The organism is Streptomyces sp. NPDC005808, from assembly GCF_042871385.1.
Lineage (GTDB): Bacteria > Actinomycetota > Actinomycetes > Streptomycetales > Streptomycetaceae > Streptomyces.
In genome coordinates, this window is record NZ_JBIAIK010000001.1 from 30,386 (window position 1) to 57,080 (window position 26,695).

Here is a 26,695-nt window from a genome sequence, read left to right on the forward strand (position 1 = left end):
CTGACGCGAACACAAGGGACCGGCATCCGCCGACAACGAACCGGTGCTCGCCGACAACGAACCGGCACGCGCCGCCAACGAACCGGTGACTGCCGACAAGGAACGGTGCCCGTCGGTAGCGAACCGGTGACTGCCGACAAGGAACGCGTGTCTCAGAAGCGCACGGCGTCCGCCATCAGCCGTACGCCGTCGCGGATCCGCGACGGCGACAGGTGCGCGTACCCCAGCACCAGCCGTACGCCGTCGACGACCGCCTCCCCGTAGTGCGCCAGCGGCCGTACGGCGACCCCGGCTGCCGAGGCCCGTTCCAGGAAGCGGTCGTGTGGCCCGTACCGCTCGGGCAACACGGCGATCACGTGCAGACCTGCCGCGATCCCGGACACCTCCGTGCCGGGAAAATGCTCCTCCAGGGCCGATACGAGGGTGTCGCGCCGCTCCCGGTAGGCGCGTTGGCAGCGCCGCAGTTGCCGGTCGAAGTCGCCCCGCTCGATGAAGCGGGCCAGAAGTGCCTGGTCGACGACGGGGTTCCCGAGATCCATGGTGCGCTTGCGCTCGACGACCTCCTCGGCCAGCGACGCGGGCACGAGCAGCCAGCCGAGCCGCAGCCCCGGGGCGAGGGACTTGCTGACGGACCCCGTATAGGCGACGTGCTCCGGGTCGAGCCCCTGCAGCGAGCCCACGGGAGCACGGTCGTAACGGAAGTCGCCGTCGTAGTCGTCCTCGATCACCAGACCGTCCACCGACCGCGCCCAGTCGAGCAGTTCGGCGCGGCGCCGCGCGGAGTACGCGATTCCCGACGGGAACTGATGGGCGGGCGTCGTCACCACCGCCCGTACACCCGATGCCGCCAGCGGTCCTGGGACCAGCCCCTCCTCATCCAGGGGCAGCGGTACGGTGCCGACGCCGGCCGAGGCGTACAGCGCGCCATGTTCGGGGCTGCCCGGATCCTCCACGCCGATGTCGTGCACCCCGCGCGCGTGGAGCACGAATCCGAGCAGCGTCATCGCCTGCGCGACCCCCGAGACCACGACGACCCGCTCCGGGTCGGCGACCACACCACGGCGTCGGGAAAGGAGCTCGGCGAGCGCCGTGCGCAACTGGGGGAGGCCGCGCGGATCCGGGTAACCCAGTGCGTGGTGGGGGAGTTCGGCGAGAACCCCGCGCTGCGCGGCGGCCCACGCGGCGCGCGGGAACAGCGACAGGTCCGGCGTCCCGGGAACGAAGTCGGCCCGCGCGTCGGCCGCTCGCGGAGCGAGATCACGCGCGCCCGGACGGGCAGCGCGCACGGCACCGCCGACCCAGGTCCCTGAGCCCCGGCCACTGCGCAGATACCCCTCCGCGGTCAACTGCTCGTACGCCTCCGTGACCAGCCCCCTGGACACCCCGAGATCGGCCGCGAGTTCACGGCTGGACGGCAGCCGGGTGTCCGGAGCGAGCCGGCCCGAACGGACCGACTGGCGCAGCCCCTCCTGAAGCGTGCGCCCACGCGCGCGTGCCGGTGCCGACGCGGCAGGCAGGAGCAGCTCCCAGGCGGCGGACCAGGGAGCCGGCGCCGATGCCCCGGACCCGGGTGATGGGGTGTCCTTCGGATTGGTCCCCGATGACGTCATGGAAGTGGACCTTAAACCGGACCGCGTCCCTGCATAACGTCGCTTCCATGAACGTCACCGCCGTCCGAGGCGCACTGCTCGTCACGCTCGCCTATGTTCTCGTCGGAGCCTCCTTCACCGCCAACAGTGTCCTGGGCCACTATCCGTACGCGGGCGGCCAGTTCCTGCGCTACGGCCTCGCCTTCGCGCTGCTGCTGCCGCTGGTCGGCCGGCACGGCGCGGCACCGCTGCGCAAGCTCGCACCGCGCCAGTGGGGCCGCCTCGCATTGCTCGCCGCGGTCGGCATGGTCGGCTTCAACCTCGCGGTGATCGCCGCCGAACGGACCGCGGAACCGGCGGTTCCGGGCGTCTTCGTGGGCTGTGCCCCGGTGGTCGTGGCCGTCATCGTTCCCCTTCGGGAAGGACGCCGTCCGCAACGCCTCGTCCTGTACGGGTCGTTGCTCGTGGCGGTGGGCGCGTTCACCGTCCAGGGGTGGGGTCGCACGGACGCCATGGGGGTCGCGTACTCCGTGTGCGCGCTGGTCGGAGAGGTGGGCTTCGCGGTCCTGGCGGTGCCCGTACTGCGACTGCTCGGGCCACGGCTGCTGACGGCCGCCGTCTGCGGGATCGCCGCGGTCGAGTCGGCGGCGTTCGGCGTGCTCGTCGACGGCGGCGCCTGGCTACGGAGGCCGGACGCGACCGAGGTCGCCGCGCTGCTGTGGCAGGCGGTCGTCGTCACCGTCGTCGGCTTCCTGTGCTGGTACACGGGCATGCGCCGTATCGGCGTGGAACACGCCACGCTCTTCACCGGCCTCATCCCCGTCGCGGCGGTCGGCAGCGCGCCGCTCGTCGGCACGGGATCCTACGGCGCCGCGCAGGCCGTCGGGAGCGCGCTCGTCGGCGTAGGGGTCGCCCTGGGGTCCGGAGTGCTGGCACGCACCCGGCGTCGGTCAGCGGCTGCCGTCGAGGATGACGCGGGCGACGAGCGCAGGGTCGTCGTTCATCGGGACGTGACCGCATCCGGGCAGCCTGACCAGCCGAGCGCGCGGAATGACATGCTTCGCGCGGATTCCCTGGCGGCGCACCAGCAGCCGGTCCTTGGTGCCCCAGGCCACAGTGACCGGAAGCCCGGGGACGTCGTCGGTGAACTGGACGGTGGCGCCCTCCCGGAGGGTCTGCGCGAAACCCTCGGCGTGCGCCAGTGCAAGGGTCTCCGCGACGACGGCCTCGGGTGAACGGCGGCCCGGCCGGGCGTAGATGGTGCCCGTCAGCACCGCGCGCCCTGCCGCCGTACGGGAGAGCGTCTCGACCGCCGGGACGGGAATGCGCCCCGCGGTGTGCCGCATCGCGAGCAGCACACCGAAGGCGTACCGTCGCTCGGCCTGCGACCAGAACCCTGCCGGCGAGAACGCCGTGACGGAGCGTACGAGCTTCTCGCGGCCCAACTCCAGTGCCAGCAGGCCGCCCAGGGAGTTGCCCGCCACATGCGGCCGCTCGATCTCCAGTGCCTCGCACAGCGCGCCGAGCGCGGGCACCACCGTCCCGAGGTCGGGCGTGAGTCCCTCGGGCAGCGGCGGGGACTCGCCGAAGCCTGGCAGGTCGACCGCTATGACATCGCGCTCGCCCGCCAGGATGTGGACGACCGGGTCCCAGGCCTGCCGGTGGTGGCCGATGCCGTGCAGCAGGAGCAGCGGCTCGCCGGTGCCCACGCGCGCGTAGGACAGGGTCACGGTCCTTGGACCGCGCGGAGAGGGGAGGCTGAAGGAGACCGTGGCGGACATGCTGCTGCTCCTCGTCTGGGACACGCTGAGGGCTCGTCTCGTAGACAGCTTGTCAGCAACTCCTACCGACGGGTAGCCCCCGGTCGTCAGGAACCACGCACGCGCGCAGGTCGTCAGGAACCACGCACGCGCGCAGGTCGTCACGAAGCAGGCACGCGCGCAGGTCGTCACGAAGCAGGCACGCGCGCAGGTCGTCACGAACCAGGCACGCGCGCAGGTCGTCACGAACCAGGCACGCGCGCAGGTCGTCACGAAGCAGGCACGCGCGCTGGTCGTCGTGAACCACCGCAGGCCGACCACCGCAGGCCGTCGTGACCCACCCGCGCAGGTCGTCATGAACCCACGCGTCCGTAGGTTCTTCGGTCCGATTCCGCCTGGACACGGACACGGCGAGTCGTATGGGATGGAATAGTGACCACCGACACCGCGACTGAGATCTTCGAAGAGCACCGGCCCGTCCTGATGGGCGTCGCCTATCGCATGCTGGGTCGGGTGGCCGACGCGGAGGACGTGGTCCAGGAAGCGTGGCTGCGGTGGTCGGGCGCCGACCGGGCGGAGGTGCGCGAACCACGCGGCTATCTGGTGCGCGTCACCACCCGCCTCGCCATCGACCGACTGCGCCAGGTGAAGTCACGCAACGAGGCGTACGTGGGTCCCCGGCTGCCCGAGCCGTACGTCACCGACTTCGGGGACACCGTCCCCGACGCCGCGGAGCGGGCGGTACTCGCCGACTCCGTCTCGCTCGCCGTCCTCGTCGTCCTGGAGTCCCTGTCGCCCCTGGAGCGTGCGGTGTTCGTCCTCCGGGAGGCGTTCGGGTTTCCGTACGCGGACATCGCGGCCGTCCTCGACCGGGGCGAGCCCGCGGTACGCCAACTCGCCGCACGGGCCCGCCGGCACGTCGACGAACGGCGTCCGCGCCACGAGGTCGACCCGGCCGAACGCCGCGAACTCACCGAACGGTTCCTCGCCGCGGCGGCCGAGGGCGACCTGGCAAGGCTCATGTCCCTGCTGGCGCCTGACGTGCGGCTGGTCGGCGACAGCGGTGGACTTTCCCAGGCGCCGCTGCGGGTCATCGAGTCCGCCGACAAGGTGGGCCGCTTCCTCCACGGCGCTGCACGCAAGGGAATGGGTGGCGCCGACGTGTCCTTCCGCCTCCTGGAGGTCAACGGCGGCACCGCGATCCTCGCCCTGTTCGGCGGCAAGCCCGACAGCGTCTTCCAACTGGACGTCGCGGACGGCCGGATCCAGTGCGTCTACATCGTGCGGAACCCCGAGAAGCTGCTGGGGCTCCCCGAGCAGTAGCCCGTCGGAAGGCCCGGAGTAACCGCCCAGGCCCCTTTGGGTGACCGCCGGCCCCCGTCCCTTGGACGGGGGTTTTCGGCGTTGTGTCGCGAACATCACCCAGTACCAACGTCCTGTGAACGCTCTGCGGCACCACTTCTGTGCAATCCGTAAGGGATTGAGGATTGGTCTTGACCAAGTGCGGGGGTGGACATATGGTCACAGGGATAGTGCAGGAACCTTTAATAAACAAGGGCGCTAAAACGCCGCCGGGCCACGGCGATTGCGGAGGACAGGGTGGGGACCCAGCAGCTGGAATCGGTACCGGAGCCGAAGTACTGGCATCTCAAGACCGTGCTGAGTGAGGCATTGGACTCCGACTTCACGGTGGGGGAGATCCTGCCCAACGAGCGCGATCTGGCCGCGCGGTTCGGGGTCGCCCGTGCCACGCTCCGCCAGGCACTGGAACAGCTTGAACTCGAAGGCCGTCTGCAGCGCCGCCGTGGGGTGGGCACCACCGTCGCCCCGCCGCGTGTGGGTGTGGCCGTCGGCGCCGAGCAGCACGTGTGGCCGGGCGCGGTCGGCGATGCCTGGCAGCCCGCGGACTGCACGCCGGCGGTCCCGCCCGCGGCCGTCGTCGGCATCCTGGAATCGGGCGACGACGAGCAGGTGCACACAGTGCGCCGGTCCCGGGTGACGCACGGTCAGCCGGTCGCCGCCGAACTGCTCTACATCCCGACGTCCTCGGTGCCCGACCTGTCCGCCATAGACGCGCCCTCGGGACCGGCACGGGCACGTGCCGTACTGCGCGAGCTGCAGCGCCTTGACCTGGACGGTCAGGACAGCGCCGTGGAGCTCGGCTCGGCCCGCGCGGACGACGCCAGGGAGCTCGACCGGCTTCCCGGAGCGCCCGTCCTCGTCGTGACGACCCGTTTCTTCGCCGAGGGACGCACCGCGGCGGTATCCATCGCCACCTACCGCGCCGACACCTGCCGACTGACCTTCGGCGACTCCGGCGGCGTGGAGATCCACCACGACCCGGAGCGCAAGGCTTCCTGAGCCGCGAGAAGGGCGGACTGCCACCGAGCAGCAGCCCACCGCACGACCGTCCCGCCCCCGAAGACTCCGGGGCGGGACGTTTTGCATGCTCCACGGGCCGGTTCCGCTCAGTGGCGCGCGGTCACGGTTCCTTGCACCGCAACAACTGCTCCGCTCAGCGGCGCGCGGTCACGGTCCCCTCCACCGCGAACAACTGCGCTTCCACATGGTCCAGAGCCAGCCGCAGGGCACCCGTCGCCACGGCCGCCTCACCCAGCAGGGAGAGCGCAACCTTCGGCGGGCGCAGACAGTAGCGCGCCAACTCGCGCCGCAGCGGCTCCAGTACGCCGTCCAGACCGGCCGCCCAGCCGCCGACGACGACCAGTTCGGGGTCGAGCGCCAGGACCAGTGCCGCGACGTCGTGAACGAGACGCTGGATGAAACGGTCGACCGCCGCGACGGCCCGCTGGTCGCCGCCCCGGGCAAAGGCGAACACCTCGGCGACCGCCTGCTCGTCGAGTGGGTGCAGCGGTTCGTCCGTGGTGGACAGCAGCGTCTCCGGTGTCACCTCACGGCCCAGCAGATGCAGCGCGCCGATTTCCCCGGCCGCGCCCCCGTATCCACGGTGCAGCCGTCCGCCGATCAGCGAACCGGCGCCCGGACTCAGCCCGGCCAGCACGAACACGACATCGTCCGACTCGGTGGCCGCCCCCTTCCAGTGCTCGGCGACCGCCGCCGCGTTGGCGTCGTTCTCGACCAGCACCGGGCACTTGAAGGAGCGGCTCAGCCGCTCGCCGAGACGCAGGCCGGTCCACTCCGGCAGCGCTGTGCCCAGGTGCACGGTGCCGTCCGCCTCGACGATCCCGGGGCTACCCACCCCGACCGCGCGCAGCGAACTGCGGGCGACACCGGCCCGGCGCAGCAACTCGGCGACCGCCGTACGCAGCCGTTCCAGCCGTTCGTCGGCCGACGCCGTTTCCTCCACATCCTTGGACATGGAGCCCAGCACCCGGCCGTCCAGGTCCGCGAGCAGCGCGGCCACCCGGTGCGGGCCGATCTCCAGGCCCAGCAGATGCCCCGCCTCGGCCCGGAACCGGTACCTGCGTGCCGGACGGCCCTGGCGCCGGGCAGCGCCCTCCTCGGCCGCCTTCTCGACCACGAGGCCGGCTTCCATGAGCCCCTCGACGACTCCCTCGACCGTGGGCCGGGAAAGGCCGGTCACCCGGGTGATCTCGGTGAGGGTCGCGCAGTCCGTGGTGCGCAGCGCGTGCAGCACCACTGCGGAATTGATCCTTCGCAGCAGAGAGGGATCCCCGCCGGTCAACTGCCCCAACGTCCGTCCTCCCAGCTCGTGCGCGTGTTGGCCGGATCGTACTCGGCGCGGCGGCCCTCGGCGAGTGCCGGGGACCAGTTACCTACTGACGAGTCGGATTCACCCGGGTGCCACAAAGCCCGACTCGTACGCCGCGATGACCGCCTGCGTACGATCCCGGGACCCCAGCTTCGTCAGTACGGCGCTGACGTGGGACTTGACCGTCTCGGTCCCGACGATCAGCCGTGCGGCGATCTCCGCGTTCGACAGGCCCCTGGCCATCAGCCGCAACACCTCCGCCTCTCGCTCGGTCAGCGAGGCCCGCTCCATGGCGGCCCGCGCGGCGGGGTTCCCGGCGCTGTCCCCGTATTCGGCGGCCAACTGCCGTACGGAGGCGGGGAACAGCAGTGACTCGCCCTCGGCGACGAGTCGCACGGCGTGCACGATCTCGGCAGGCCGAGCCCGCTTCAGCAGAAACCCGTCGGCTCCGGCGCGCAGCGCCTCGTAGACGTACTCGTCGTTCTCGAACGTCGTCACCACGAGGATCTTCGGCGGGTCGGGCACCGTCCGCAGCACCGCGCGGGTGGCCTCGATGCCGTCCATCAGGGGCATCCGTACGTCCATGGCGACGACGTCGGGCCGCAGCTGCCGCACCAGGGGGATCACCGCGGCGCCGTCGGCCGCCTCTCCGACGACCTCGATGTCGGGCTGGGCCTCCAGGACGGCACGCAGACCGGCGCGGACGAGGGGTTCGTCGTCGACGAGGAGAACGGTGACCGGCATCCGGCCAGCGTAGATCAGCGTAGATCAGCGCAGTGGCAGTTCCACATGCACCTGCCAGTCACCTTCGTCCGGTCCCGTCCGTGCCCGGCCGCCGAGCAGTGCCGCACGCTCCCGTATGCCGCGCAGCCCGCTGCCCCGGCCGGGCCCCGGTATCTCCGCGGTGAGCGTGTTGCGGACCTCCAGGACGAGCCTGCCGTCCCGGACCTCGATACGGACCCGCGCCGGGACACTCCCCGCATGCCTCAGGACGTTCGTGAGAGATTCCTGGAGGATCCGGTAGCCCTCGCGGGACAGCGGCCCCGGCACGGTCTCCACCGGACCTGTCACCTCGGCGTCGACCTTGGCGCCGGACGCGCGCGCCGACTCCAGGAGCCGGTCGGCCTCGGTCAGCGTGGGGCGGCTGCTCACCGGACGCTCCGCCTCCCGCAGCACGCCGAGCACCCTCTCCAGGTCCTCCAGGGCGGCCCGGCCGGTGTCCTCGATGGCGCCCAGTGCCCGGTCGGTGAACGCGGGGTCGCCGGCCGCCCGGGCCGCCCCCGCCTGCACCACCGCGACGGTCAGCGCGTGACCGATGGAGTCGTGCAGCTCACGGGCGATGCGGTTGCGCTCCAGGAGCTGCTCGGTGCGCTCCTCCAGGGAGGCGAGCCGCTCGGAGGGCGAAGGACCGAGCAGACGGCGCGCTGCCACCGTGATCAGCTCACCGAGGCCGACGACCGCGCCGTACAGGGCGAGCAGCGGGAAGGGGACGAGCAGCGCGTAGGCCCAGTGCGGGTCTGAGACAGGCACGAAGGGGTTGTCGGTCGCCGGATTGCCCATGGCCACGTTGATGAGCTCGGCGACGATCAGTGGCAGCCATACGGTGAGCCCACAAGCCACCCACCCGCTCGCCAGCCGGATCTCCAGCCAGAGCACGGTCCGCCACCGGTCCCGCCACGTGCCCGCAGGAGCGACGGAGAAGGCCGCTTCCCCGCCGTCTCGCGCCAGCATGAACTGCGCCTGCACGCCCTCGCCCCGCCGGACGGCCGGAATCAGCCCCAGCGGAACCAGCAGCACAGCGGGCACCCACGGCCTCGACATGTCGATGAACAGCCACACGCTGGTGAACAGCATCGGCACCCACAGGTGCAACCAGCGGGTGTACGTCGTCCCCCGAAGCAACGGGCGCAGAAAACGGGCCATTGGGTCATCGTGACAGGCCCCACTGACAGCGGGCTTCCCCCGGGCGGGGGAGACGATGTCCCCCCGCGGGGGAGGTGACGCACCCTCACCGGCGGCCAGGCTGGGGCCATGACCAGCATCGACGTCCAAGACCTCACCAAGGAGTACGGCAGCAAGCGCGCCGTGGACCACCTCACCTTCAGCGTTCTCCCCGGCCGCGTCACCGGCTTCCTCGGTCCCAACGGCGCCGGAAAGTCCACCACCATGCGGCTCGTGCTGGGCCTGGACCGGCCCACGTCCGGCACCGCCACCGTCGGCGGCCGTGCCTACGCCGCAGTCCGTGAGCCCCTGCGCCACGTCGGCGCCCTGCTAGACGTGCAGGCCCCGCACGGATCGCGGACCGCGCGGGACCATCTGCGGGCGCTCGCCGCGAGCAACCGCATACCCGAGCGGCGGGTGGACGCGGTGCTCGAGGAGGTGGGGCTCGCCTCCGTCGCGCGGCGCCGGGTGAAGACGTACTCCCTGGGTATGCGCCAGCGGCTGGGCGTCGCGGGTGCGCTTCTGGGGGACCCGCCGGTGGTGCTGCTCGACGAACCCTCGAACGGGCTCGACCCCGAAGGGATCATCTGGATCCGGGAGTTGATGCGCCGGCTGGCCCGCGAGGGCCGCACCGTCCTTGTCTCCAGCCACCTCATGAACGAGACCGCGTCCTTCGCCGACCATCTCGTCGTCCTGGGCCGGGGCCGGCTGCTCGCCGACACACCCATGCGGGACTTCATCGACGCGCGCGTGCAGCCCCGTGTCCGGGTCCGCACCACCGATGGCGGCGCTCTGGGCGGCCTGTTCGCGGAGCACGGCATCGAGGCGGTCGAAGGGGACGACGGACGCTGGACCGTCCTCCACACGCGCGTGGAGGACATCGGCCTCCTCACCTCGGCCGCGCGGGTGCCCATTCTCGAACTCGCCGCGGAGGCAGGCACGTTGGAACAGGCCTATCTGGATCTGACGGCCGCCGAGACCGAGTTCGCCGCCACGCCGTCCACGACGCAGCCCCAGGAGGCCTGACCATGACGTTCGCACCCGCCTTCCACGCGGAATGGATCAAGATCCGGACCCTGCGGTCGCTGGTCGGAGGACTGTGCGGGGTCCTCCTCGCCACCGCGCTCTTCTCGGCGATCGCCGGGCTCGACACCGAAGGGGAGGACTTCGATCCGCTGTTCTCGGCGTTCTTCGGCGTCAGCTTCGGACAGATCGCGGCGATCACCTTCGGTGCGCAGGCCGTCTCGGCCGAGTTCCAGGGCGGTGCGCTGCGTGTGTCGTTGGCCGCGGCACCCGACCGGCTGCGGTGGTTCGCGGCCAAGGCGGTGGCGATCGCCGTTCCCGTGCTGGCCGTCGGCCTGATCACGGGAGTGGTGAGTCTGGCCGTCGGGAAGGCGGCTCTCGGCACGAAGGCGAGCGGGCTGAGCTGGAGCGAGGGTCTGCGGGGTGTTGTCGGCTGCGGCATCTACCTGATGCTCATGGCGCTGTTCGCGGCCGGTCTCGCCGCCGCCCTGCGCAGCGGTGTCGCCACGCTGAGCATCCTGATCCCCTTCCTCCTGATCGTCTCCTTCGTCGTCGGCAGCGCGTCGGCCGGAGTGGCCGACTTTCTGCCGGACAAGGCGGGCCAGGTGGTCTTTCACGAGACGTGGGACGGCGCCCTCGGACCCTGGACGGGGCTCGCCGTGACCGGGGCCTGGACTGCGGTGGCCCTGGCGGCCGGCGCGTGGAGCATTCGGCGCCGCGACGCCTGACCGGTCATCACGAAGCGGGAGGCGGATGTCGGCCCGCCGAGGGGAGCCCCCGCCCCGTCGGGCCTCAGCCTCGCCGAGGGCGATCCCGCGGACCCTTCAGGCCTCGGCGGCAGCGCTCCGCAACCGCCCGTACTCCTGCGCCATCGTCGCCGCCGTCCAGTGCGCGTTGAGACCGCTGGGGTTGGGCAGCACCCACACCCTGCTGCCCCCGAGCAGCCCCTCCTGGGGACCGATGGCGGCCTTGCGGTCGCCGAACGCCGCCCGGTACGCGGTCACGCCCACCACGGCCAGCCAGCGCGGCCGCAGCCGCTCCACCTTGGCGGTCAGCAGCCGCCCGCCGTCGCGGTACTCCTCGGCGGTCAGTTCGTCGGCACGAGCGGTCGCGCGCGCCACGACGTTCGTGATGCCCAGTCCGTACGACGGCAACTCGCCCTGTTCCGCGGGCTCCATGAGCCGCGGCGTGAAGCCGGACAGGTGGAGCACCGGCCAGAAGCGGTTGCCGGGGCGGGCGAAGTGGTGGCCCGTCGCGGCCGTCATGAGGCCAGGGTTGATGCCGCAGAACAGGACGCGGAGGCCGGCCGCGGCCACGTCGGGGACGAGACGGTCGCGGGCGGCCTCCAACTCCTGCGGGGTGAAGCGGGTCAGAGGATCGCCCCCGGCGTGTATCCCGCGGCCTCCGGGTGCTGCTTCACGATCTCCTCGATACGACCGACGACGGCGGCGACCTGGTCGGCGGCGGCGCCCGTGAAGGACAGCTTGTCGGCCATCAGTTCGTCGAGCTGAGCGCGGTCCAGCGGGATGCGCTCGTCCGCGGCGAGTTTGTCGAGCAGTTCGTTGCGCTCGGCGCCCTGCTCGCGCATGGCGAGGGCCGAGGCGACGGCGTTCTCCTTGATGGCCTCGTGCGCGACCTCCCGGCCGACGCCCGCGCGCACCGAGGCCATCAGGACCTTGGTCGTCGCGAGGAACGGCAGGTAGCGGTCCAGCTCACGGGCCACGACGGCCGGGAACGCGCCGAACTCGTCGAGGACGGTCAGGAAGGTCTCCAGCAGGCCGTCCAGCGCGAAGAACGCGTCGGGCAGCGCGACCCGGCGTACGACCGAGCACGACACATCGCCTTCGTTCCACTGGTCGCCCGCCAGCTCGCCGGTCATCGAGGCATAGCCGCGCAGGATCACCATCAGGCCGTTGACGCGCTCGCAGGAACGGGTGTTCATCTTGTGCGGCATCGCCGAGGAGCCGACCTGGCCGGGCTTGAAGCCCTCGGTCACCAGCTCGTGCCCGGCCATCAGCCGGATCGTCTTGGCGGTCGAGGACGGGGCGGCCGCCAGCTGCACCAGCGCGGTCACCACGTCGTAGTCGAGCGAGCGGGGATAGACCTGGCCGACGGACGTGAACGCCTGCGAGAAGCCGAGGTGCCGGGCGATCCGCTGCTCCAGGTCCGCCAGCTTCGCCGCGTCGCCGCCGAGCAGGTCGAGCATGTCCTGAGCCGTGCCGACCGGGCCCTTGATGCCGCGCAGCGGGTAGCGGCCCAGCAACTCCTCGACCCGGCCGTACGCCACCAGCAGCTCGTCGGCGGCGGTCGCGAACCGCTTGCCGAGGGTGGTGGCCTGCGCGGCCACGTTGTGCGAGCGGCCGGCGATGACCAGCTCGCCGTACTCGCCCGCGAGCTTGCCCAGCCGCGCCAGGACGCCGACCGTACGGTCGCGCACCAGCTCCAGGGAGAGCCGGATCTGCAGCTGCTCGACGTTCTCCGTGAGGTCCCGGGACGTCATGCCCTTGTGGACCTGCTCGTGCCCGGCGAGATCGTTGAACTCCTCGATCCGCGCCTTCACGTCATGCCGCGTGACCTTCTCGCGCTCGGCGATCGAGGCCAGGTCGACCTGGTCGAGCACCCGCTCGTAGTCGGCGATGGCGGCGTCCGGCACCTCGATCCCGAGGTCCTTCTGAGCCCGCAGCACGGCGACCCAGAGCTGACGCTCCAGCCGTACCTTCTGCTCGGGCGACCAGAGCGTGGCGAGCTCGGCGGAGGCGTAACGTCCGGCGAGGACGTTGGGGATACGGGGCTTTGCGGGCGCGGCAGTCACGTGTACGGATTCTACTGGCGATTCCTGCAGGCCAGCGCCGCGGGGTCGTTCGTCGGAACCTACGAGGCCAGGCCGGCGCTCTCCGCGATCTCGGCCAGGATGTCGGCGTGGCACAGCTCGGGGGCGCACCAGCAGGCCAGGGTCCTGCCGCGCAGGGCGGGTACCTGGGCGAGCAGGTCGGGGCGTTCGAGGAGATGTGCGCGGTACTTGTCCATGACCTCGGCCCGGGTGCCGTCCCGCCTCTTGGTGGCGGTGTCGTAGGCGAACGGGTTGTAGAGCGGGTGCTGGGGGAGGTCCCAGTGGCCCATGGTCCAGCGGCGGCCGACGTAGACGAGGTCCGCGGGGGCGTGTTCGAGCCGGGGGCCGAAGTCGTGGATACGGCCCTTGAGGTTGATGACGGTGGCGCTCACAGCGACTCCGCTCGGTCGAACGTGAGGTGACGCGACCTCGATGATCAGGCGTGTCGGGGCCTACGCCGGCGGCTCTTCGTACGGATACAGCTCGGGGCGCTTCGGCATGAGCCCGTCCCCCGACGAGCGTCCCGTGAGGCGGCGGCCGATCCAGGGCAGCAGGTGCTGCCTGGCGAAGCGGGCGTCGGCGGTCCGGCGGGAGATCCAGCCGGGCGGGGGTATGGGCGGCATCGGAGTGTGCCAGTCCGCGTCCTCCGGGCCGTATCCGAGGGCCTGCCACACGGCCTCGGCGACGCGGCGATGCCCCTCGCCGGTCAGGTGCAGCCGGTCCACGTCCCACATACGGGGGTCCGCGAGCGAGGGCGCCCCGTACAGGTCGACCACCAGCGCGCCGTGCCGCTTCGCGAGGTCGTCGACGTGGTTGAAAAGCTCTTCCATGCGGGGCCTGAACCGTTCGAGAACCGGACCGGTGCGGCCCGGGCTGCGCATCAGGACCAGCTGCGCGCACGCGGGGGCCAGGCGCTCCACGGCCTCCTCCAGGAGCCCGCGGACCCGTCCCATGTCGACCTTGGGCCGCAGCGTGTCGTTGAGCCCACCGACCAGCGTGATCACGTCGGGCGACATCGCGGCCGCCACGTCCACCTGCTCCTCGACGATCTGCCCGATGAGCTTTCCGCGGACCGCGAGGTTGGCATACCGGAACCCGGGCGTCCGCGCGGCCATCCGAGCCGCCAGGAGGTCGGCCCAGCCTCGGTAGGAGCCGTCGGGCAACAGGTCCGACATGCCCTCGGTGAAGGAGTCGCCGACCGCGACAAGGCTGGTGTAGGTGGAATTCGTCTGCATGGCCCAAAAATGTTAACCCGCACGCATACCGGTCGGTAGGTCAGGCTCCGTCGGAACAACCGAGCGCGCCGGCCCGGCCCTCGTCACCGCGGACCCGCCCTCACGCCGGCTGCCCGAACAGCTCCCGAAGCACGTCCTCCATCGTCACCAGGCCCGCGAGCCGCCCGTCGCTGCCCAGCACCGCGGCGAGATGTGTACGACTGCGCCGCATCGCGGTGAGTACGTCGTCCAGCGGGGTGCTCTCACGGACGCGCGCGATGGGCCGCATGTCCCGCACATCGAACGGGAGGTCGCGCGGCGTCGCGTCCAGGGCGTCCTTGACGTGGAGGTAGCCGACGATACGGCGCCCCTCGTCCACGACGGGGAAGCGCGAGAAGCCCGACTCGGCGGACAACTGCTCCAACTGCTCCGGAGTGACGCCCACGCGCGCGTAGACCACGCGTTCCAGCGGGAGGACGACATCGCGGACGGCTCGGCGGCCGAGTTCCAGGGCGTCGTTCAGCCGCTCCTGGGCGCGGTCGTCGATGAGTCCCGCGGCGCCGGAGTCCCTGACGAGGCGGGCCAGCTCGTCATCCGTGAAGGTCGCCGAGACCTCGTCCTTCGCCTCGACCCTGAGCAGTCTGAGCAGTGTGTTCGCGAAGGTGTTGATGGTGAAGATCACCGGACGCAGTGCCCGGGAGAGCCAGACCAGCGGCGGTCCCAGCAGCAGCGCGGTGCGCACCGGCTCCGCGAGCGCGACGTTCTTCGGCACCATCTCGCCCAGCAGCATGTGCAGATAGGTCGCCAGGGTGAGCGCGATCACGAAGGAGACCGCGTGGCCCGCGCTGTCCGGCACCCCCACCGCGTGGAACACCGGCTCCAGCAGGTGCTCGATCGCCGGCTCGGCCACGATGCCGAGGACGAGGGTGCACAGGGTGATGCCCAGCTGCGCGGCCGCAAGGAGCGCCGACACATGTTCCAACCCCCACAGCACGCTGCGCGCCCGCCGATCCCCGTTCTCGGCGTGCGGCTCGATCTGGCTGCGGCGGACCGAGATCAGCGCGAACTCGCCGCCCACGAAGAAGGCGTTCACGACCAGCGTCGCGAGGCCGATCAGCAGTTGTACGGCGGTCATCGTGCCCCCTCGTCCTCGGTGCGCGGCGCGTGCAGCAGTACGCGTGCGGCCCGTCGGCCCGAGGCGTCCACCACGTCCAGCCGCCACCCGGCGACCTCGACGCTGTCCTCGACAGCGGGAATGCGTCCGAGCTCGGTCGCGACGAGGCCGGCGAGAGTCTCGTACGGCCCGTCGGGCACCCTGAGCCCGACCCGTGCGAGCTGGTCGGTGCGCAGGGATCCGTCGGCCGAGTACAGCGCGCGGCCGTCGTCGTCCGTACCGACCGGTGCCAGGTCGGACAACTCGTGCGGATCGTGCTCGTCGCGTACCTCACCGACGACCTCCTCGACGATGTCCTCCAGCGTGGCGACCCCGGCGGTCCCGCCGTACTCGTCGATGACCACGGCCATCGTGCGTTTGCCGGACAGCCGGTCGAGCAGCCGATCCACGGTCAGCGACTCCGGTACGAACAGGGGTTCGCGCATGATCTGGGAAACGGGAGTGCGCGCGCGGTGCTCCGCCTGCACGCCGAGCACGTCCTTGATGTGTACGACGCCGAAGACCGAGTCGAGATTGCCGCGGTAGACGGGGAACCGGGACAGCCCCGTCGCCCGGGTCGCGTTCGCCACGTCCTCGCAGCTCGCCTGTGTGTCCAGCGCGATGACCTGGACGCGCGGGGTCATCACGTTCTCCGCGGTCAGGTCGGCGAGGTTCAGGGTCCGCACGAACAGCTCCGCGGTGTCCGCCTCCAAGGCCCCCTCCTTGGCGGAGTGCCGGGCGAGGGCCACCAGCTCCTGCGGTCCGCGCGCGGAGGCCAGCTCCTCCGAGGGTTCGAGGCCGAAGCGTCGTACGACACGGTTCGCCATGTTGTTGAGATGCGCGATGAACGGCCGGAAGGCGGCGCTGAACCAGCGCTGCGGCGTCGCCACCCGCTTGGCCACCGCCAGCGGAGAGGAGATCGCCCAGTTCTTGGGCACCAGCTCGCCGACGACCATCAGGAAGACCGTCGACACGCCCGTGCCGATGACCAGCGCCACCGAGTGCGACGCGGAGGTGGAGACGCCGGCCGACTCCAGCGGGCCCGCGATCAGCTTGGCGATGGACGCCTCGGAGAGCATGCCGACCACGAGATTGGTGACGGTGATGCCGAGCTGAGCGCCGGACAGCTGGAAAGTCAGGTTCCGTACGGCCTTCAGGGCGCCTTGGGCGCCCACCTCGCCCCGCTCGACGGCCCGTTCCAGCTCGCTGCGCTCGACCGTGGTCAGCGAGAACTCCGCCGCGACGAACGCGCCGCAGGCCAGCGAGAGCAGGATCGCCACCAGGAGGAGGAGCAGTTCGGTCATCGGGTCACCTCCGTCCCATGATCAGCCGGGGGCGGGGGGACCGCGCGATGTCGTCCGACGCCGCGGGAGTCGAGGCGTCGGACATTGGGAGGCTCGCCCATGGACGGACGTTCACACACCTTTCAAAGGGCCGACGGATCGACCCGTGGTAAAGGAATGGTAAAGGGGCCTAGTCGTCGAGGGGCTTCACCCAACGGCGCCACTGCTCCTCGGGCGCATACCCCGCCGCCCGCCACGCATGTTGCGCGGTCTCGTTCCGTCGGAGCACCATCGCATCCCCGCGACGCCCGCCCAGTCCTACGAACCGTTCCTCGGCGGCCGTGAGAAGCGCCGAGCCGATTCCCGATCGGCGCCTTCCGGGATGCACCGCGAGCCGGTACAGATGGCAGCGCCAGCCGTCGAAGCCCGCGATCACCGTACCGACCAGCTCGCCCGCACGCTCGGCCAGGAGCAGGGCCTCGGGGTCGCGGGCGATCAGCCGTTCCACGCCGTCACGGTCGTCGCTGATGCTGACGCCCTCGGCGGCCACCTTCCAGAAGGCCAGCACGGCGTCGAGATCGTCGGGCGCCGCGGCCCGTATCCGCAGTTCAGTCATGCCGCGATGTCATCACGCGCGGCTGTGGCCCATCGCGGAATTCCACTACCCGGACAGCGGGTCACTCCTCGCGCAATGCCTCGATCACCGTTCCGAAGGCTTCCATGTACGGCTCCAGGACCGTCAGGTATGAGAACCCGTACCGCTCCCGCTGCGCCCGCACCTGCGCACTGAGCTGTTCCGGCGTGCCGATCAGGAGGATGGGAAGGTCCAGGGCCTGTTCCACGGTCAGATGGGGCAGCTGAGGGAGCAGTTCCCGCACCGCGGCCTCGCGGTCGTCGGTGACGACGACCATCTGGATGAGCACGTTCAGCTCGGCGGGTTCCTTACGGCCCGCCGCCAGGCGCCGGTACTCCGCCACCCGCTCGTCCAGCTCCTCCGCCGTGATCGCCGCCAGTGTCCCCGTGGTGTCGCCGGGCACCGATCGGGCCCCCGTGAACGCCGCGATGTCGGCGTGCTCGGCGGTGAGCCGCAGTATCCGGTCGCCGTTGCCTCCGATCAGCAGCGGTACCCGCAGCGGCTGTTCGGCCGAGCCGAGCAGCCGCTCCAACTCCCCGACCGTACGCAGGAGATGGTCCACCCGCTCTCGGGCGGAGCCGAAGGGCACGCCCGCGGCGTCGTGCTCGGCCTGTATGTAGCCGGCGCCGAGCCCGAGTTCGAGGCGGCCGCCGGTCAGTGCGTCCGTGGTGGCCACCTCGCGGGCCAGCAGTGTGGGATTCCAGAAGCCCGCGTTGAGCACGAACGTGCCGACGCGGGGCCTGTCGGTCGCCTCGGCCGCGGCCACCAGGGACGGGAACGGTGCGGGCATGCCGAGGTGGTCGGGCACCAAGATCACGTCGTAGCCGAGCCGTTCGGCCCGGCGGCACTTCTCGCGCCACTCGTCGGAGGGGGCGGGGTTCGTCAGATTGACGCCGAAGCGGAAGCGGCGCGGCATGAACTCTCCTCAGCCATTGGCCAGTGACGGGAGTACATCACTCGTGAGCGATGGCAGCCAGCACATTCATGCGCGACGCGCGCAGCGCCGGCAGCAGCGCCGCCACAATGCCCACGAGCGCCGCTCCGACCACCACCGCGATGATCGTCGTCCACGGAACGGCGAACGCCTTCATGCCCTGAAGTGCCAGCACCTGCTGCACACAGACACCCCAGACCAGGCCGAGCGCCAGACCGAGGATCGCGCCGAACACGGCGATCACCACCGACTCGAGACGGATCATCCGGCGCAGCTGACGCCGGGAGAGCCCGATGGCGCGCAGCAGCCCGATCTCGCGGGTGCGCTCCACGACCGACAGGGCAAGGGTGTTGACCACGCCGAGCACCGCGATGACGATCGCGAGCCCGAGCAGTGCGTACACGAGGTAGAGCAGCACGGCGATCTGGTCGTGGACCAGCTTCTTGTAGTCGGCCAGGTCACGTACCTGCACCTGCGGATACGGATCGAGCGTCTCGTCCAGATTCGAGCGCAGCGTGTCGGCACCGGTGCCCGAGGCCGCGTTCACGTACAGCGCGGAGTCCTGACCGCCCGGCACGTACTTCTCGATCGTGGCGAAGCCGAAGAACAGCCCGCCCCGCATCCCGAACCCGTCGGAGCCGTCCTGGTCGGTGAGCGCCCCCACCGTCAGCTCGGTGCTCCGTCCGGCGGGGAACTCGACGGGGATCGTGCTGCCGACGCGTACACCGTGGTCCTTCGCGAAGTCCACGTCCATGGCGATCTTCCCGTCGCCGAGCGCGGCCGCGCTGTCTCCCTGCGTGTACGTGACCCGGGCGACGTCGTCGAGCTGCGGATCATAGGCGGTGGCCGTCGTCTCGATCCGCTTGCCGTCGGGCAGTCGCACGGCGACCGGCGAGAAGCGCTGGCGGACGACGAGCCCGGTGCCCTCCGTGCCGCGGACCTTGTCGGTGACCTCCTGTGAGAACGGCACGAAGTTGCTGTTCTGGACCACGAAGTCGGCGCCCAGCGTCTTGTCGATCTGCTCGTCGAACGACTTGGACATGGACGCGCTCGCCACGGACATCCCGCCGACCAGGGCGAGACCCACCATCAGCGCCGCCGCGGTGGCGCCCGTGCGGCGCGGATTGCGCAGCGCGTTGCGCTGGCTCATCCGGCCGACCGAGCCGAACAGGGCGGGGAAGGCCCCGCCGAGGACCCGGATCACCGGCCGCACCAGCAGCGGGCCGGCGATCACCGTGGCGATGAGCGTCAGGACGACACCGAGTCCCAGCAACGAGGACGAGGTCGCCGTGCTCGACGAGGCGGCGCAGCCCGCGAGCGCGGCGGCGCCCGCCGCCCCGACGACCGATCCGACCACCGCACGTACCCGCAACGGCCGTCCCACACCGGCGACTTCGGCGTCCGCGAGCGCTGCCATGGGAGAGACACCCGACGCGCGCCGCGCCGGGAGATAGGCCGCCACGAAGGTGACGCCCACCCCGACGACGTACGCCGAGACGGGAGTCGCCACACCGATCACCATCTCGGTGGACTTGAGGTTCATGCCGAACAGGCCCATGAGCTCGATCAGTCCGGCCGCCAGTCCGATGCCCGCGGCCAGGCCCAGGGTCGATCCGACGAGACCCAGCAGCAGCGCCTCGGTCAGCACCGAGCGGCGCACCTGACGGCGGTCGGCGCCGAGCGCGCGCAACAGGCCCAGCTCGCGGGTGCGTTGGGCGATCAGCATCGAGAAGGTGTTGACGATCAGGAAGACGCCCACGAGTACGGCGACCCCCGCGAAGCCGAGCATGACGTACTTGATGACGTCCAGGAATCCGCCGAGTTGGGCGGCCGCGTCCTCGGCCTGCTCGTCGGCCGTTTTCACGTCGTAGGCGGCCGTGCCGAGTTCGGCGGCGATGCGCCGCTTCAGCACGGCGTCGGTGACACCCGGGGCCGCGTCCACCGAGATGCTGGTGGCGGCGTCCGGGTTGCCGAGCAGCTGGTCCGGCGCGGTCCGGCTGTCCAGGAACACCAGCGCGGCACCGGGGTTGGTGGTGGTGAAGGTGGCGATGCCGACGATCTCCACCTTGAACGTGCCGGGCTGCGCGAGCACCGTCAGGGTGTCGCCGAGCCCCAGGTCCTTGCTCTCGGCGGTGTCCGCGTCGAGCAGCGCCTCGCTGGCCCCTTCCGGCGCGCGGCCGGAGGTCAGCTCCACCGGGCTGCGGTCGGTGAGGTGCCAGTCGGTGGCGATGGTGGGCGCGCCCGTGGTCGGGCCGACGGACTCGTTCTCGCTGTCGACGACCGTGATGTTCTCGACGGACGCGTCGGCGTGGGTGGACTCGACCCCGTCGATCTCCGCGATGCGGCCGGCCAGTGCGGCGGGCACGGTCTCGGCGGCCCCGGACGGGATCTGCGAGTTGAGATCGTCCTTGGGGCCCACCGTCACATCGGCGGAAGTGGAGGCGAAGAGCCGGTCGAAGGTGCGGGTGACAGTGTCAGAGAAGATGAGGCTGCCCGCGACGAACGCCACGGACAGCACGACCGCCAGCGCCGAGAGCAGCAGTCGCCCCTTGTGCGCGAGAAAGCTCCGCAGTGTCGCCTTGAGCACGACTGCCTCAGTCCTTGTCGAGGGTTACGTCGCGGGAGTCGCCGTCGGCGCTCGCGCGAGCGGCGTCGGGGTCGGGGTTGGTGGCTGTGTGACGGGAGCCGCCGTCGGTGGTCCCGGCACCGGAGCTGACGTCAGGTGTTCCGGCACCGGAGCTGGTGCTGTCCCCGTCGTCCAGGGGCACCGGAGTCGCATCGGCACCGGACACCTGCGGGCGCCCCTGTCCGCCCGTGAAGAGGCGCAAGCGCTCCAGCACCGCATCCGCCGTCGGCCGCTCGATCTCGTCGACGATCCGCCCGTCCCCGAGGAAGAGCACCAGGTCGGAGTGGGCGGCGGCGCTCGGGTCGTGCGTGACCATGACGACGGTCTGGCCCAGTGTGTCGACCGCCTCGCGCAGGAAGCCGAGGACTTCGAGCCCCGCGCGGGAGTCGAGGTTGCCGGTCGGCTCGTCGGCGAAGATCAACTCGGGGCGCGAGGCGAGCGCGCGGGCACAGGCAACGCGCTGCTGCTGGCCGCCCGAGAGCTGGGACGGCCGGTGCTTCAGCCGGTCCCGCAGGCCGAGCGTGTCGATGACCTGGTCCAGCCACTTCTGGTCGGGCTTCTGGCCCGCGATGTCCATGGGCAGGGTGATGTTCTCGGCCGCGTTCAGCGTCGGAATCAGGTTGAACGACTGGAACATGAAGCCGACCCGATCCCGCCGCAGCCTGGTCAGCTCCCGGTCCTTGAGCCGGGTGATCTCGGTGTCGCCGAGCCACACCTGTCCGGCCGAAACGGTGTCGAGCCCCGCCAGGCAGTGCATGAGGGTGGACTTCCCGGAGCCCGACGGACCCATGACCGCGGTGAAACGGCCACGCGCGATGTCGACGTCGACCGCGTCGAGGGCGAGCACGGTCGTCTCGCCCGAGCCGTACGCCTTGGTCAGGCCGCGGGCGCGAGCGGCGGTCCCCTCGGCTTCCGCCCGGCCGACGACGTGCTCCGCAGCAGGTGTGGACAAGGCCGCCTCCTCAGTGATGGACGTCCCGACTCCCTTGTCGCGGCCGAGCCTAGTGTGATCCCGGGCACACTCGGTATCCCCCCGAGGTGTCAGGTCCTCTCCGTCCCAGGTCCTGCCCCTGATGCCCGTGTAAGGGGCAAGCTCCACCCTCGGGGGTCAGGGATGCCCCCTTGCCGATGCTAGCGATTCGGCGCTAGCTTCTAGGTATGGCGAAGACTCAGCTGAACGTCCGGGTGGACGAGGGCACAGCCCGGGCCGCTCGCGAACGAGCCCTGGAGCGCGGGATGAGCGTGAACCGCTACATCGAAGAGCTGGTCAGACAGGACACCGGGGAAGTCGGCCACACCTTCGTCGATGCCGCCGCAGATTTCATGAAGCAGTACGAGTCCGTTTTCGCCGAGGAGTTCGGCACGGACCGCGAAGGAAGTCGGGTGGCCGACCGGGCCGGCGACCACGAGAGCACGCGCGAAGGTCGTCGTTGATCCCTTGAGCAGTCTCAGAGTCGACCTTGCCTGGCTCCTCATGATCGCCGAACAGAAGACGCCCGGAGACCCCCAGGTCACCGACTGGGGAGCCCTCGTCGCCGCCGTCAGCCGGCACGAGGCGGAGATCTTCGGCATTCCCGTCTACGACAGCCCGCACGCCCGCGCCGCCGCACTGCTCCAGCTCCTGCTGCACGTACCCGCGCTCGAACGCTCCAACGCGATGTTCGCCTCGGCCGTCGCGTACGGCTATCTCGTCGCCAGCGGCCTCAAGGTCGTCACCTCCCCCGAGCAGGTGCGGGAACTCGCTCGCCTGGTCAAGGGCGGCGACGCGACCGTGCACGACATCGCCCGGGAACTCCGGCAGTGGAGCTCATGAGGCCTGCGCCGCCGGCTCGCTCTCCCCTTCGAGGGGGCGGCGGGCGGTGCCCAGTACGCAGTACGAGGTGGGCAGCCGCGGGCCTTTCTCGGGCATCAACATCCGCCTGTACGGGCCCAGTTCGAACCCGGCGTCCCGCAGCGCGGCGATCGGGTCGCGCGCCAGATGACAGCCGCCGCTGAGCCGCGGCCACACCGTGCGGTCCAGACCGCGCTGGGTGCACGTCATCGAACGCCCACCGCCCCTGCCGTGCTCGAAGAACCGCAGGGTGCCGCCGGGCCGCAGCACGCGCCGCAGTTCGGCAAGCGTGCGCGGCACATCGCGGACGCTGCACAGCACCAGCGAGACCACCGCCGCGTCGAAGGCCTCGCTCTTGACCGGCAGCGCCTCCGCCGTGCCCGGCGCCACGTCGACGGGCACGGCGGCTCGCAGGGCCGCCTCGACCGCCAACTGCCGCAGCATCCGCTCGGGTTCGATGGCGACGACCTCAGAGACGGTGCTCGGATAGTGCGCGAAGTTCAGACCGTTGCCCGCGCCGATCTCGATGACCCGCCCCGAGAGCCCCGTGAGCAGCCGGTCGCGTACGCCGCCCATGCCCATCCGTGTCTCGGCCGCGACGCTGACACGGGCGTAGTAGCGGGCGAACAGAGGATGGTGCACGGGGTCCCGTGACACCTTGCCGGAGCTGGCGGACCGGAACGGCATGACGGACCTCCCGGGAGGACGGGGCTTACCGCGATTGTCCCCCGTACAGGTCCGTGGCACCCCCGCTGTGGGGTCCCGGCGGCTCGGGAACCACACAGCGGCGGCGCTCCGGCACGTCAGGCAGGCTCGTCAGGCGACGAAGTCGCGCACCTGGGTGTAGACGCCGTAGTCGTTGTTCGTCTCGGAGTGCGCGATGCAGCCGACTCCCACATTCGTGGCGCCGTTCAGAAGCGCGCTGCTGTCCGGGTCGATGGACTCGTCGCAGTTCGACCAGTAGGTGGCGTACGAGACGCTGCCCGGTGTCTCGTCACCCGAATTGAGCGCGGTCAGGAAGGAACTGCCGGTGTTCATCTCGGCGCAGGACGCGTAGAGCCATGCGCACCACCCGGCCAGGCTCGTGCCGTGGTTCGTCCCGGCGACCGAGACGAAGTCGTCCACGTACGCCGTACCGCCGAGGTTCTTGAGGTAGTAGCGGCCGCTCAGCGCGCCCATGGAGTGGGTGACCAGGTCGACCTTGGACGCGCCGGTCGCCGCGAGCACGCTCTGGACCTTGGTGGCGAGCTGCTGGGCTGTCGTGACGTTGGACTGTCCCCAGCTGTACGACCACGCGTACAGCTCGGAGTCGGTGTAACCGTCGGCCTTGAAGTCGGCGATCCAGTCGTCCCAAGTGCTTGCCGAACTGCTCAGCCCGTGGACGAAGACCACGGGATTGTGGGTCGCGGCCTGTGCGGGCGCGGAGAGGGAGAGCGACAGAGGGAGCGCTGCGGCCACGGCGGAGAAGAACGCCGCGATGCGACGCATGCGGGGTTGCATGGTGCCTCCTGAGGGGTGGGGGGTATCAGGAGTGTCAGCCGGGTCTACGCGCGGCGCATCGGTGAACTCGCCGGTCTTTACTTGTGAGTTAACGCGCCAGTAACGTCATTCATGTGGTGACTCCGGTGAACCCCCCACCTCTCCCGCGCACTTCGCCACCGTCACGCATTTCTGCGCGGCAGCAACCTGATCCGGCACAGCCCGCACTCGCCCCACAGCCCGGGCTCGGCCGCTCGCTTTCCGAAGGCGTGCGCGTACGGCTGCTGCGTGCCGCGCTCGGCGACCGGCACGCAGCCGCGGAACTCGCCACGCTGCTGACGGAGCGTCAACTGAGCGGTCTGGACCCGCTCCCGGCGCGGCCGCCCGCGCTGCTGCGCCCCTACCGCCAGGAAGTCCGCGCCTTGCCGGACAGCACCCGCTTCCTCCTGCTCCTCGCGGCGGCCGACCAGCACCCGGTGCCCACCCACGCCTACCTCCGCGCGGTCACCGCAGCCCGGCTCGACACCCGCCACCTCGATGCCGCCGAGGCGGCCGGGCTGGCACACGCCACGGCCGACGGGATCGCGTTCCGCGACCCAGGGACCCGGATAGCCGCGTACGAGACGGCCCGTCCGTCGGACCGGCGCGAGGTCCACCAACTGCTGGCGCGGGTCCTGCGCGGCGAGGGCGAGGAGCCGCGCCGCGCCTGGCATCACGGCGCCGCCGCGCTCGGGCCCAGCCGAAGGCTTGCCGCGCGGCTCCGAGGGGCCGCGGATCTGGCGCGCGCCGCGCGTGAACACGCCCTCGCCTGCGCCCTTCTGGAGCGCGCCGCCGCTCTGGCGCCCGATCCGCGCGACCGCACCCACCTGCTCGTCCGCGCCGCCACCGATGCCTGGCACTCCGGCGACACCGACCGCGCCCGCCGGCTGGCCGCGTCCACCTCCGACGACGCACTCAGCGGCCTGCTGGCCCTGCGCGCGGGCAACGCGTTCGACGCGTTCGACGCACTGCTCACTGCGGCGGTCCGTTGCGCGGGGCCGGGCGTGAGCGCGCCCACCGGGGCGTCCGGCAGCGAGGGCGCACGCGCCGCGCACCGGCCTGCGGCCGACGAGGGTCTCGCCGGCCGGGGTCCTGGGCTGCCGGAGGCTCCCGTCCGCGCCACGCCTGGCGTGCACGCCGCCATCGGCGAGCCGGCGGTGGCTGTGTCCCACGAGCCGCTGGTGGGCGAGGTCGGCCTCGGGCATTCCGACGAGCCGCCGGTGGACACCGGTCGCCTCGGGGCGGGCTTTCGCAGACCCGACAGGGATCGCCCGACCGGCGAGGACCGCCCTGCCGAGGGTGCCGCAGTGCACCTCCTCGCCAGGGTCACGGAGGCCGCCATCTACACCGGTGATCTGCGCCGGTGCCGGGAGGCGGTCGCCGTCGCGGACCGGATCGGGATCGTGCCGCCCGGCACGCTGGGCGGCCTGGCCGCCGCCTTCGAGGGGCGTTACGAGGACGCGCGGGACCTGCTCGCAGGGGCAGCCGGGCCGTGCGGACCCGGTGGAGACCCCACTCTGCTCATCCACGCCGCGATCGCGGCTCTGCTTCTCGGCGACCACGCGCGAGCCGCCTCCGCCGCCGTACGGGCCGCCGCCTCGGCCCGCACCAGGGGAGAGATGGTGACCGTGCCGCAGGCGATGGAGTTCAGGGCGTACGCCGAGTTCTGGACCGGCCGCTCCCGCGCCGCGGAGGCCGACACCCTCGACGCGTTGCGTCAGGCGTACGCCACAGGTCAGGACAACGGGGCCTGTCATCTCCAGGCAGCCCTGGCCATGTTCGCCGCCCTCGCCGGTGACGAGGACGTATGCCGGGAGCGTGCCGGGGCCGCCCGCTCCTACGCCCTGGCCCGTGGGCTCGGCCTGCCCGCCGCGCTGGCCCTGTTCGCGCTCGCCTTCCTCGACCTCGGCGCCGGCCGGTTCGCCGCCTCCGCGGCCCGGCTGCGCGCCCTCGCCGGATTCGGACCGGGTCACGGGCACCGCGCCATCCGCCACATAGCGACCCCGATCTACGTCGAGGCCGCCGTCCGCAGCGGCGACACCCGCGTCGCCCGGGCCGCCCACGCCGATTACGACCGCTGGGCCCGCACCGTCCGCAGCGCCGACGAACTCGCCCTCAGCGCCCGCTGCCGCGCGCTCCTGGCCTCCGGTCCCGAAGCCGTCGAGCACTACCGCACCGCACTCGACCTGCACGCTGCCGGCACCCGCGACTTCGAACGGGCCCGCACGGAGCTGCTGTTCGGCGGTGCGCTACGACGGCTGAGGCACCGTACTGAGGCACGCGACCGGTTGCACAGCGCCCTCGCAGCGTTCGAGCACTTCGGGTCGCCGCGGTGTGCCGCGCAGGCCCGTGCTGAGCTTCGCGCCCTGGGGGAGCCCGCCTCGCCCGCACGGGGCGGCGACGATCTTGCCGCCCGTCTGACCGCTCAGCAGCTCATGGTGGCCCGCATGGCTGCGGAGGGGGCCACCAACCGGGAGATCGCTGCCCGCTTGCTGCTCAGCCCGCGCACCATCGATCACCATCTGCGCGGTGTCTTCGCCCGGTTGGGTATCCGATCACGGATCGAGTTGGTGCGGTTGATCGGGGAGCGGTGACGGGTGCGGTTCGTTGGCTGCGGGTGGTCCGTGGCTGGTCGCGGCGGAGCCGCACAGTGTCACAGTCCCGCGCC

24 protein-coding genes and 1 pseudogene are annotated in these 26,695 nt (G+C 71.4%); 8 read left to right on the forward strand and 17 right to left on the reverse strand.

What is annotated here, in order from left to right:
* Window positions 1-152: 152 nt before the first annotated feature.
* Window positions 153-1,610 carry a PLP-dependent aminotransferase family protein gene (locus ACFYPC_RS00135; protein WP_388668196.1) on the reverse strand — a complete coding sequence of 486 codons (1,458 nt, stop codon included), beginning with the start codon at window positions 1,608-1,610 and terminating at the stop codon, window positions 153-155.
* A gap of 47 nt (window positions 1,611-1,657) precedes the next feature.
* Here ACFYPC_RS00135 and ACFYPC_RS00140 point away from each other — a divergent pair.
* A pseudogene (locus ACFYPC_RS00140) lies at window positions 1,658-2,494 on the forward strand (DMT family transporter); the annotation flags it as partial.
* 45 nt (window positions 2,495-2,539) lie between these two features.
* Here ACFYPC_RS00140 and ACFYPC_RS00145 read toward each other — a convergent pair.
* On the reverse strand, window positions 2,540-3,370 hold the full coding sequence (locus ACFYPC_RS00145; protein ID WP_388669943.1) for an alpha/beta fold hydrolase: 831 nt from the start codon (window positions 3,368-3,370) through the stop codon (window positions 2,540-2,542).
* A gap of 411 nt (window positions 3,371-3,781) precedes the next feature.
* Between ACFYPC_RS00145 and sigJ the strand changes: the two genes are divergently transcribed.
* Both sigJ and ACFYPC_RS00155 read left to right on the forward strand, forming a co-directional pair.
* Complete coding sequence (sigJ, locus tag ACFYPC_RS00150; RefSeq protein ID WP_388668199.1) at window positions 3,782-4,672, forward strand: RNA polymerase sigma factor SigJ; 891 nt, start codon at window positions 3,782-3,784, stop codon at window positions 4,670-4,672.
* 276 nt (window positions 4,673-4,948) lie between these two features.
* Window positions 4,949-5,710 (forward strand): GntR family transcriptional regulator, encoded by a 762-nt coding sequence (locus ACFYPC_RS00155; protein ID WP_388668202.1) that lies wholly within the window; start codon window positions 4,949-4,951, stop codon window positions 5,708-5,710.
* A 154-nt stretch (window positions 5,711-5,864) separates the two neighbouring features.
* On the opposite strand, the gene ACFYPC_RS00160 is transcribed toward ACFYPC_RS00155, so the two are convergent.
* The 3 genes from ACFYPC_RS00160 to ACFYPC_RS00170 form a co-directional block, all read right to left on the reverse strand.
* Window positions 5,865-7,022, reverse strand: coding sequence for an ROK family transcriptional regulator (locus tag ACFYPC_RS00160; RefSeq protein ID WP_388668205.1), 1,158 nt, complete (start codon window positions 7,020-7,022; stop codon window positions 5,865-5,867).
* Between the two features lie 99 nt (window positions 7,023-7,121).
* Window positions 7,122-7,784: a response regulator gene (locus ACFYPC_RS00165; RefSeq protein WP_388668208.1), complete on the reverse strand. Its 663-nt coding sequence runs from the start codon at window positions 7,782-7,784 to the stop codon at window positions 7,122-7,124.
* A gap of 24 nt (window positions 7,785-7,808) precedes the next feature.
* The gene (locus ACFYPC_RS00170) at window positions 7,809-8,963 is read right to left on the reverse strand and encodes a sensor histidine kinase (protein WP_388668211.1); all 1,155 of its coding nucleotides are present in this window, start codon (window positions 8,961-8,963) and stop codon (window positions 7,809-7,811) included.
* 108 nt (window positions 8,964-9,071) lie between these two features.
* Between ACFYPC_RS00170 and ACFYPC_RS00175 the strand changes: the two genes are divergently transcribed.
* Window positions 9,072-10,007 carry an ATP-binding cassette domain-containing protein gene (locus ACFYPC_RS00175; RefSeq protein WP_388668214.1) on the forward strand — a complete coding sequence of 312 codons (936 nt, stop codon included), beginning with the start codon at window positions 9,072-9,074 and terminating at the stop codon, window positions 10,005-10,007.
* Between the two features lie 2 nt (window positions 10,008-10,009).
* Window positions 10,010-10,732, forward strand: a complete 723-nt coding sequence (locus ACFYPC_RS00180) for an ABC transporter permease (protein ID WP_388668217.1) — start codon at window positions 10,010-10,012, stop codon at window positions 10,730-10,732.
* Window positions 10,733-10,828: 96 nt separating this feature from the next.
* Here the strand turns inward: ACFYPC_RS00180 and mug are convergent, their stop codons facing one another.
* From mug to ACFYPC_RS00230, 10 genes are all read right to left on the reverse strand, one after another.
* Window positions 10,829-11,377 carry a G/U mismatch-specific DNA glycosylase gene (gene mug / locus ACFYPC_RS00185; protein WP_388669946.1) on the reverse strand — a complete coding sequence of 183 codons (549 nt, stop codon included), beginning with the start codon at window positions 11,375-11,377 and terminating at the stop codon, window positions 10,829-10,831.
* On the reverse strand, window positions 11,374-12,816 hold the full coding sequence (gene purB, locus ACFYPC_RS00190; RefSeq protein WP_388668220.1) for an adenylosuccinate lyase: 1,443 nt from the start codon (window positions 12,814-12,816) through the stop codon (window positions 11,374-11,376). The genes mug and purB overlap by 4 nt, the downstream gene beginning before the upstream one ends.
* Before the next feature lie 59 nt (window positions 12,817-12,875).
* Window positions 12,876-13,226: a DUF4326 domain-containing protein gene (locus ACFYPC_RS00195; RefSeq protein ID WP_388668223.1), complete on the reverse strand. Its 351-nt coding sequence runs from the start codon at window positions 13,224-13,226 to the stop codon at window positions 12,876-12,878.
* Window positions 13,227-13,286: 60 nt separating this feature from the next.
* Window positions 13,287-14,069, reverse strand: a complete 783-nt coding sequence (locus tag ACFYPC_RS00200) for an SGNH/GDSL hydrolase family protein (protein ID WP_388668226.1) — start codon at window positions 14,067-14,069, stop codon at window positions 13,287-13,289.
* 100 nt (window positions 14,070-14,169) lie between these two features.
* Complete coding sequence (locus ACFYPC_RS00205) at window positions 14,170-15,183, reverse strand: hemolysin family protein (protein ID WP_388668229.1); 1,014 nt, start codon at window positions 15,181-15,183, stop codon at window positions 14,170-14,172.
* Window positions 15,180-16,505, reverse strand: coding sequence for a hemolysin family protein (locus ACFYPC_RS00210; RefSeq protein WP_388668232.1), 1,326 nt, complete (start codon window positions 16,503-16,505; stop codon window positions 15,180-15,182). The genes ACFYPC_RS00205 and ACFYPC_RS00210 overlap by 4 nt, the downstream gene beginning before the upstream one ends.
* Window positions 16,506-16,674: 169 nt before the next feature.
* A complete protein-coding gene (locus ACFYPC_RS00215) occupies window positions 16,675-17,100 on the reverse strand; it encodes a GNAT family N-acetyltransferase (RefSeq protein ID WP_388668235.1) in 426 nt (141 codons plus the stop codon).
* 61 nt (window positions 17,101-17,161) lie between these two features.
* The gene (locus tag ACFYPC_RS00220) at window positions 17,162-18,034 is read right to left on the reverse strand and encodes an LLM class F420-dependent oxidoreductase (protein WP_388668238.1); all 873 of its coding nucleotides are present in this window, start codon (window positions 18,032-18,034) and stop codon (window positions 17,162-17,164) included.
* A 37-nt stretch (window positions 18,035-18,071) separates the two neighbouring features.
* Window positions 18,072-20,639: an ABC transporter permease gene (locus ACFYPC_RS00225; RefSeq protein WP_388668240.1), complete on the reverse strand. Its 2,568-nt coding sequence runs from the start codon at window positions 20,637-20,639 to the stop codon at window positions 18,072-18,074.
* 7 nt (window positions 20,640-20,646) lie between these two features.
* Window positions 20,647-21,630: an ABC transporter ATP-binding protein gene (locus tag ACFYPC_RS00230; RefSeq protein ID WP_388668243.1), complete on the reverse strand. Its 984-nt coding sequence runs from the start codon at window positions 21,628-21,630 to the stop codon at window positions 20,647-20,649.
* Window positions 21,631-21,836: 206 nt separating this feature from the next.
* Here ACFYPC_RS00230 and ACFYPC_RS00235 point away from each other — a divergent pair, with 206 nt between their 5' ends.
* Window positions 21,837-22,112 (forward strand): antitoxin, encoded by a 276-nt coding sequence (locus ACFYPC_RS00235; RefSeq protein WP_388668246.1) that lies wholly within the window; start codon window positions 21,837-21,839, stop codon window positions 22,110-22,112.
* A 4-nt stretch (window positions 22,113-22,116) separates the two neighbouring features.
* The gene (locus ACFYPC_RS00240; protein WP_388668248.1) at window positions 22,117-22,491 is read left to right on the forward strand and encodes a fic family toxin-antitoxin system, toxin component; all 375 of its coding nucleotides are present in this window, start codon (window positions 22,117-22,119) and stop codon (window positions 22,489-22,491) included.
* Here the strand turns inward: ACFYPC_RS00240 and ACFYPC_RS00245 are convergent.
* Both ACFYPC_RS00245 and ACFYPC_RS00250 read right to left on the reverse strand, forming a co-directional pair.
* The gene (locus ACFYPC_RS00245) at window positions 22,486-23,196 is read right to left on the reverse strand and encodes a class I SAM-dependent methyltransferase (RefSeq protein WP_388668251.1); all 711 of its coding nucleotides are present in this window, start codon (window positions 23,194-23,196) and stop codon (window positions 22,486-22,488) included. The genes ACFYPC_RS00240 and ACFYPC_RS00245 overlap by 6 nt on opposite strands.
* 129 nt (window positions 23,197-23,325) lie before the next feature.
* Complete coding sequence (locus tag ACFYPC_RS00250) at window positions 23,326-24,009, reverse strand: esterase/lipase family protein (RefSeq protein WP_388668254.1); 684 nt, start codon at window positions 24,007-24,009, stop codon at window positions 23,326-23,328.
* Between the two features lie 248 nt (window positions 24,010-24,257).
* Here ACFYPC_RS00250 and ACFYPC_RS00255 point away from each other — a divergent pair, with 248 nt between their 5' ends.
* Window positions 24,258-26,621, forward strand: a complete 2,364-nt coding sequence (locus tag ACFYPC_RS00255; RefSeq protein ID WP_388668257.1) for a LuxR C-terminal-related transcriptional regulator — start codon at window positions 24,258-24,260, stop codon at window positions 26,619-26,621.
* Window positions 26,622-26,695 lie beyond the last annotated feature (74 nt).

Bases quoted from the DNA above. Each gene is read 5' to 3' on its own strand.
- ACFYPC_RS00135 (WP_388668196.1), bottom strand. From the start codon at position 1,610: ATGACGTCATCGGGGACCAATCCGAAGGACACCCCATCACCCGGGTCC.
- ACFYPC_RS00145 (WP_388669943.1), bottom strand. From the start codon at position 3,370: ATGTCCGCCACGGTCTCCTTCAGCCTCCCCTCTCCGCGCGGTCCAAGG.
- ACFYPC_RS00165 (WP_388668208.1), bottom strand. From the start codon at position 7,784: ATGCCGGTCACCGTTCTCCTCGTCGACGACGAACCCCTCGTCCGCGCC.
- ACFYPC_RS00170 (WP_388668211.1), bottom strand. From the start codon at position 8,963: ATGGCCCGTTTTCTGCGCCCGTTGCTTCGGGGGACGACGTACACCCGC.
- ACFYPC_RS00175 (WP_388668214.1), top strand. From the start codon at position 9,072: ATGACCAGCATCGACGTCCAAGACCTCACCAAGGAGTACGGCAGCAAG.
- ACFYPC_RS00180 (WP_388668217.1), top strand. From the start codon at position 10,010: ATGACGTTCGCACCCGCCTTCCACGCGGAATGGATCAAGATCCGGACC.
- ACFYPC_RS00200 (WP_388668226.1), bottom strand. From the start codon at position 14,069: ATGCAGACGAATTCCACCTACACCAGCCTTGTCGCGGTCGGCGACTCC.
- ACFYPC_RS00205 (WP_388668229.1), bottom strand. From the start codon at position 15,183: ATGACCGCCGTACAACTGCTGATCGGCCTCGCGACGCTGGTCGTGAAC.
- ACFYPC_RS00210 (WP_388668232.1), bottom strand. From the start codon at position 16,505: ATGACCGAACTGCTCCTCCTCCTGGTGGCGATCCTGCTCTCGCTGGCC.
- ACFYPC_RS00215 (WP_388668235.1), bottom strand. From the start codon at position 17,100: ATGACTGAACTGCGGATACGGGCCGCGGCGCCCGACGATCTCGACGCC.
- ACFYPC_RS00220 (WP_388668238.1), bottom strand. From the start codon at position 18,034: ATGCCGCGCCGCTTCCGCTTCGGCGTCAATCTGACGAACCCCGCCCCC.
- ACFYPC_RS00235 (WP_388668246.1), top strand. From the start codon at position 21,837: ATGGCGAAGACTCAGCTGAACGTCCGGGTGGACGAGGGCACAGCCCGG.
- ACFYPC_RS00245 (WP_388668251.1), bottom strand. From the start codon at position 23,196: ATGCCGTTCCGGTCCGCCAGCTCCGGCAAGGTGTCACGGGACCCCGTG.
- ACFYPC_RS00250 (WP_388668254.1), bottom strand. From the start codon at position 24,009: ATGCAACCCCGCATGCGTCGCATCGCGGCGTTCTTCTCCGCCGTGGCC.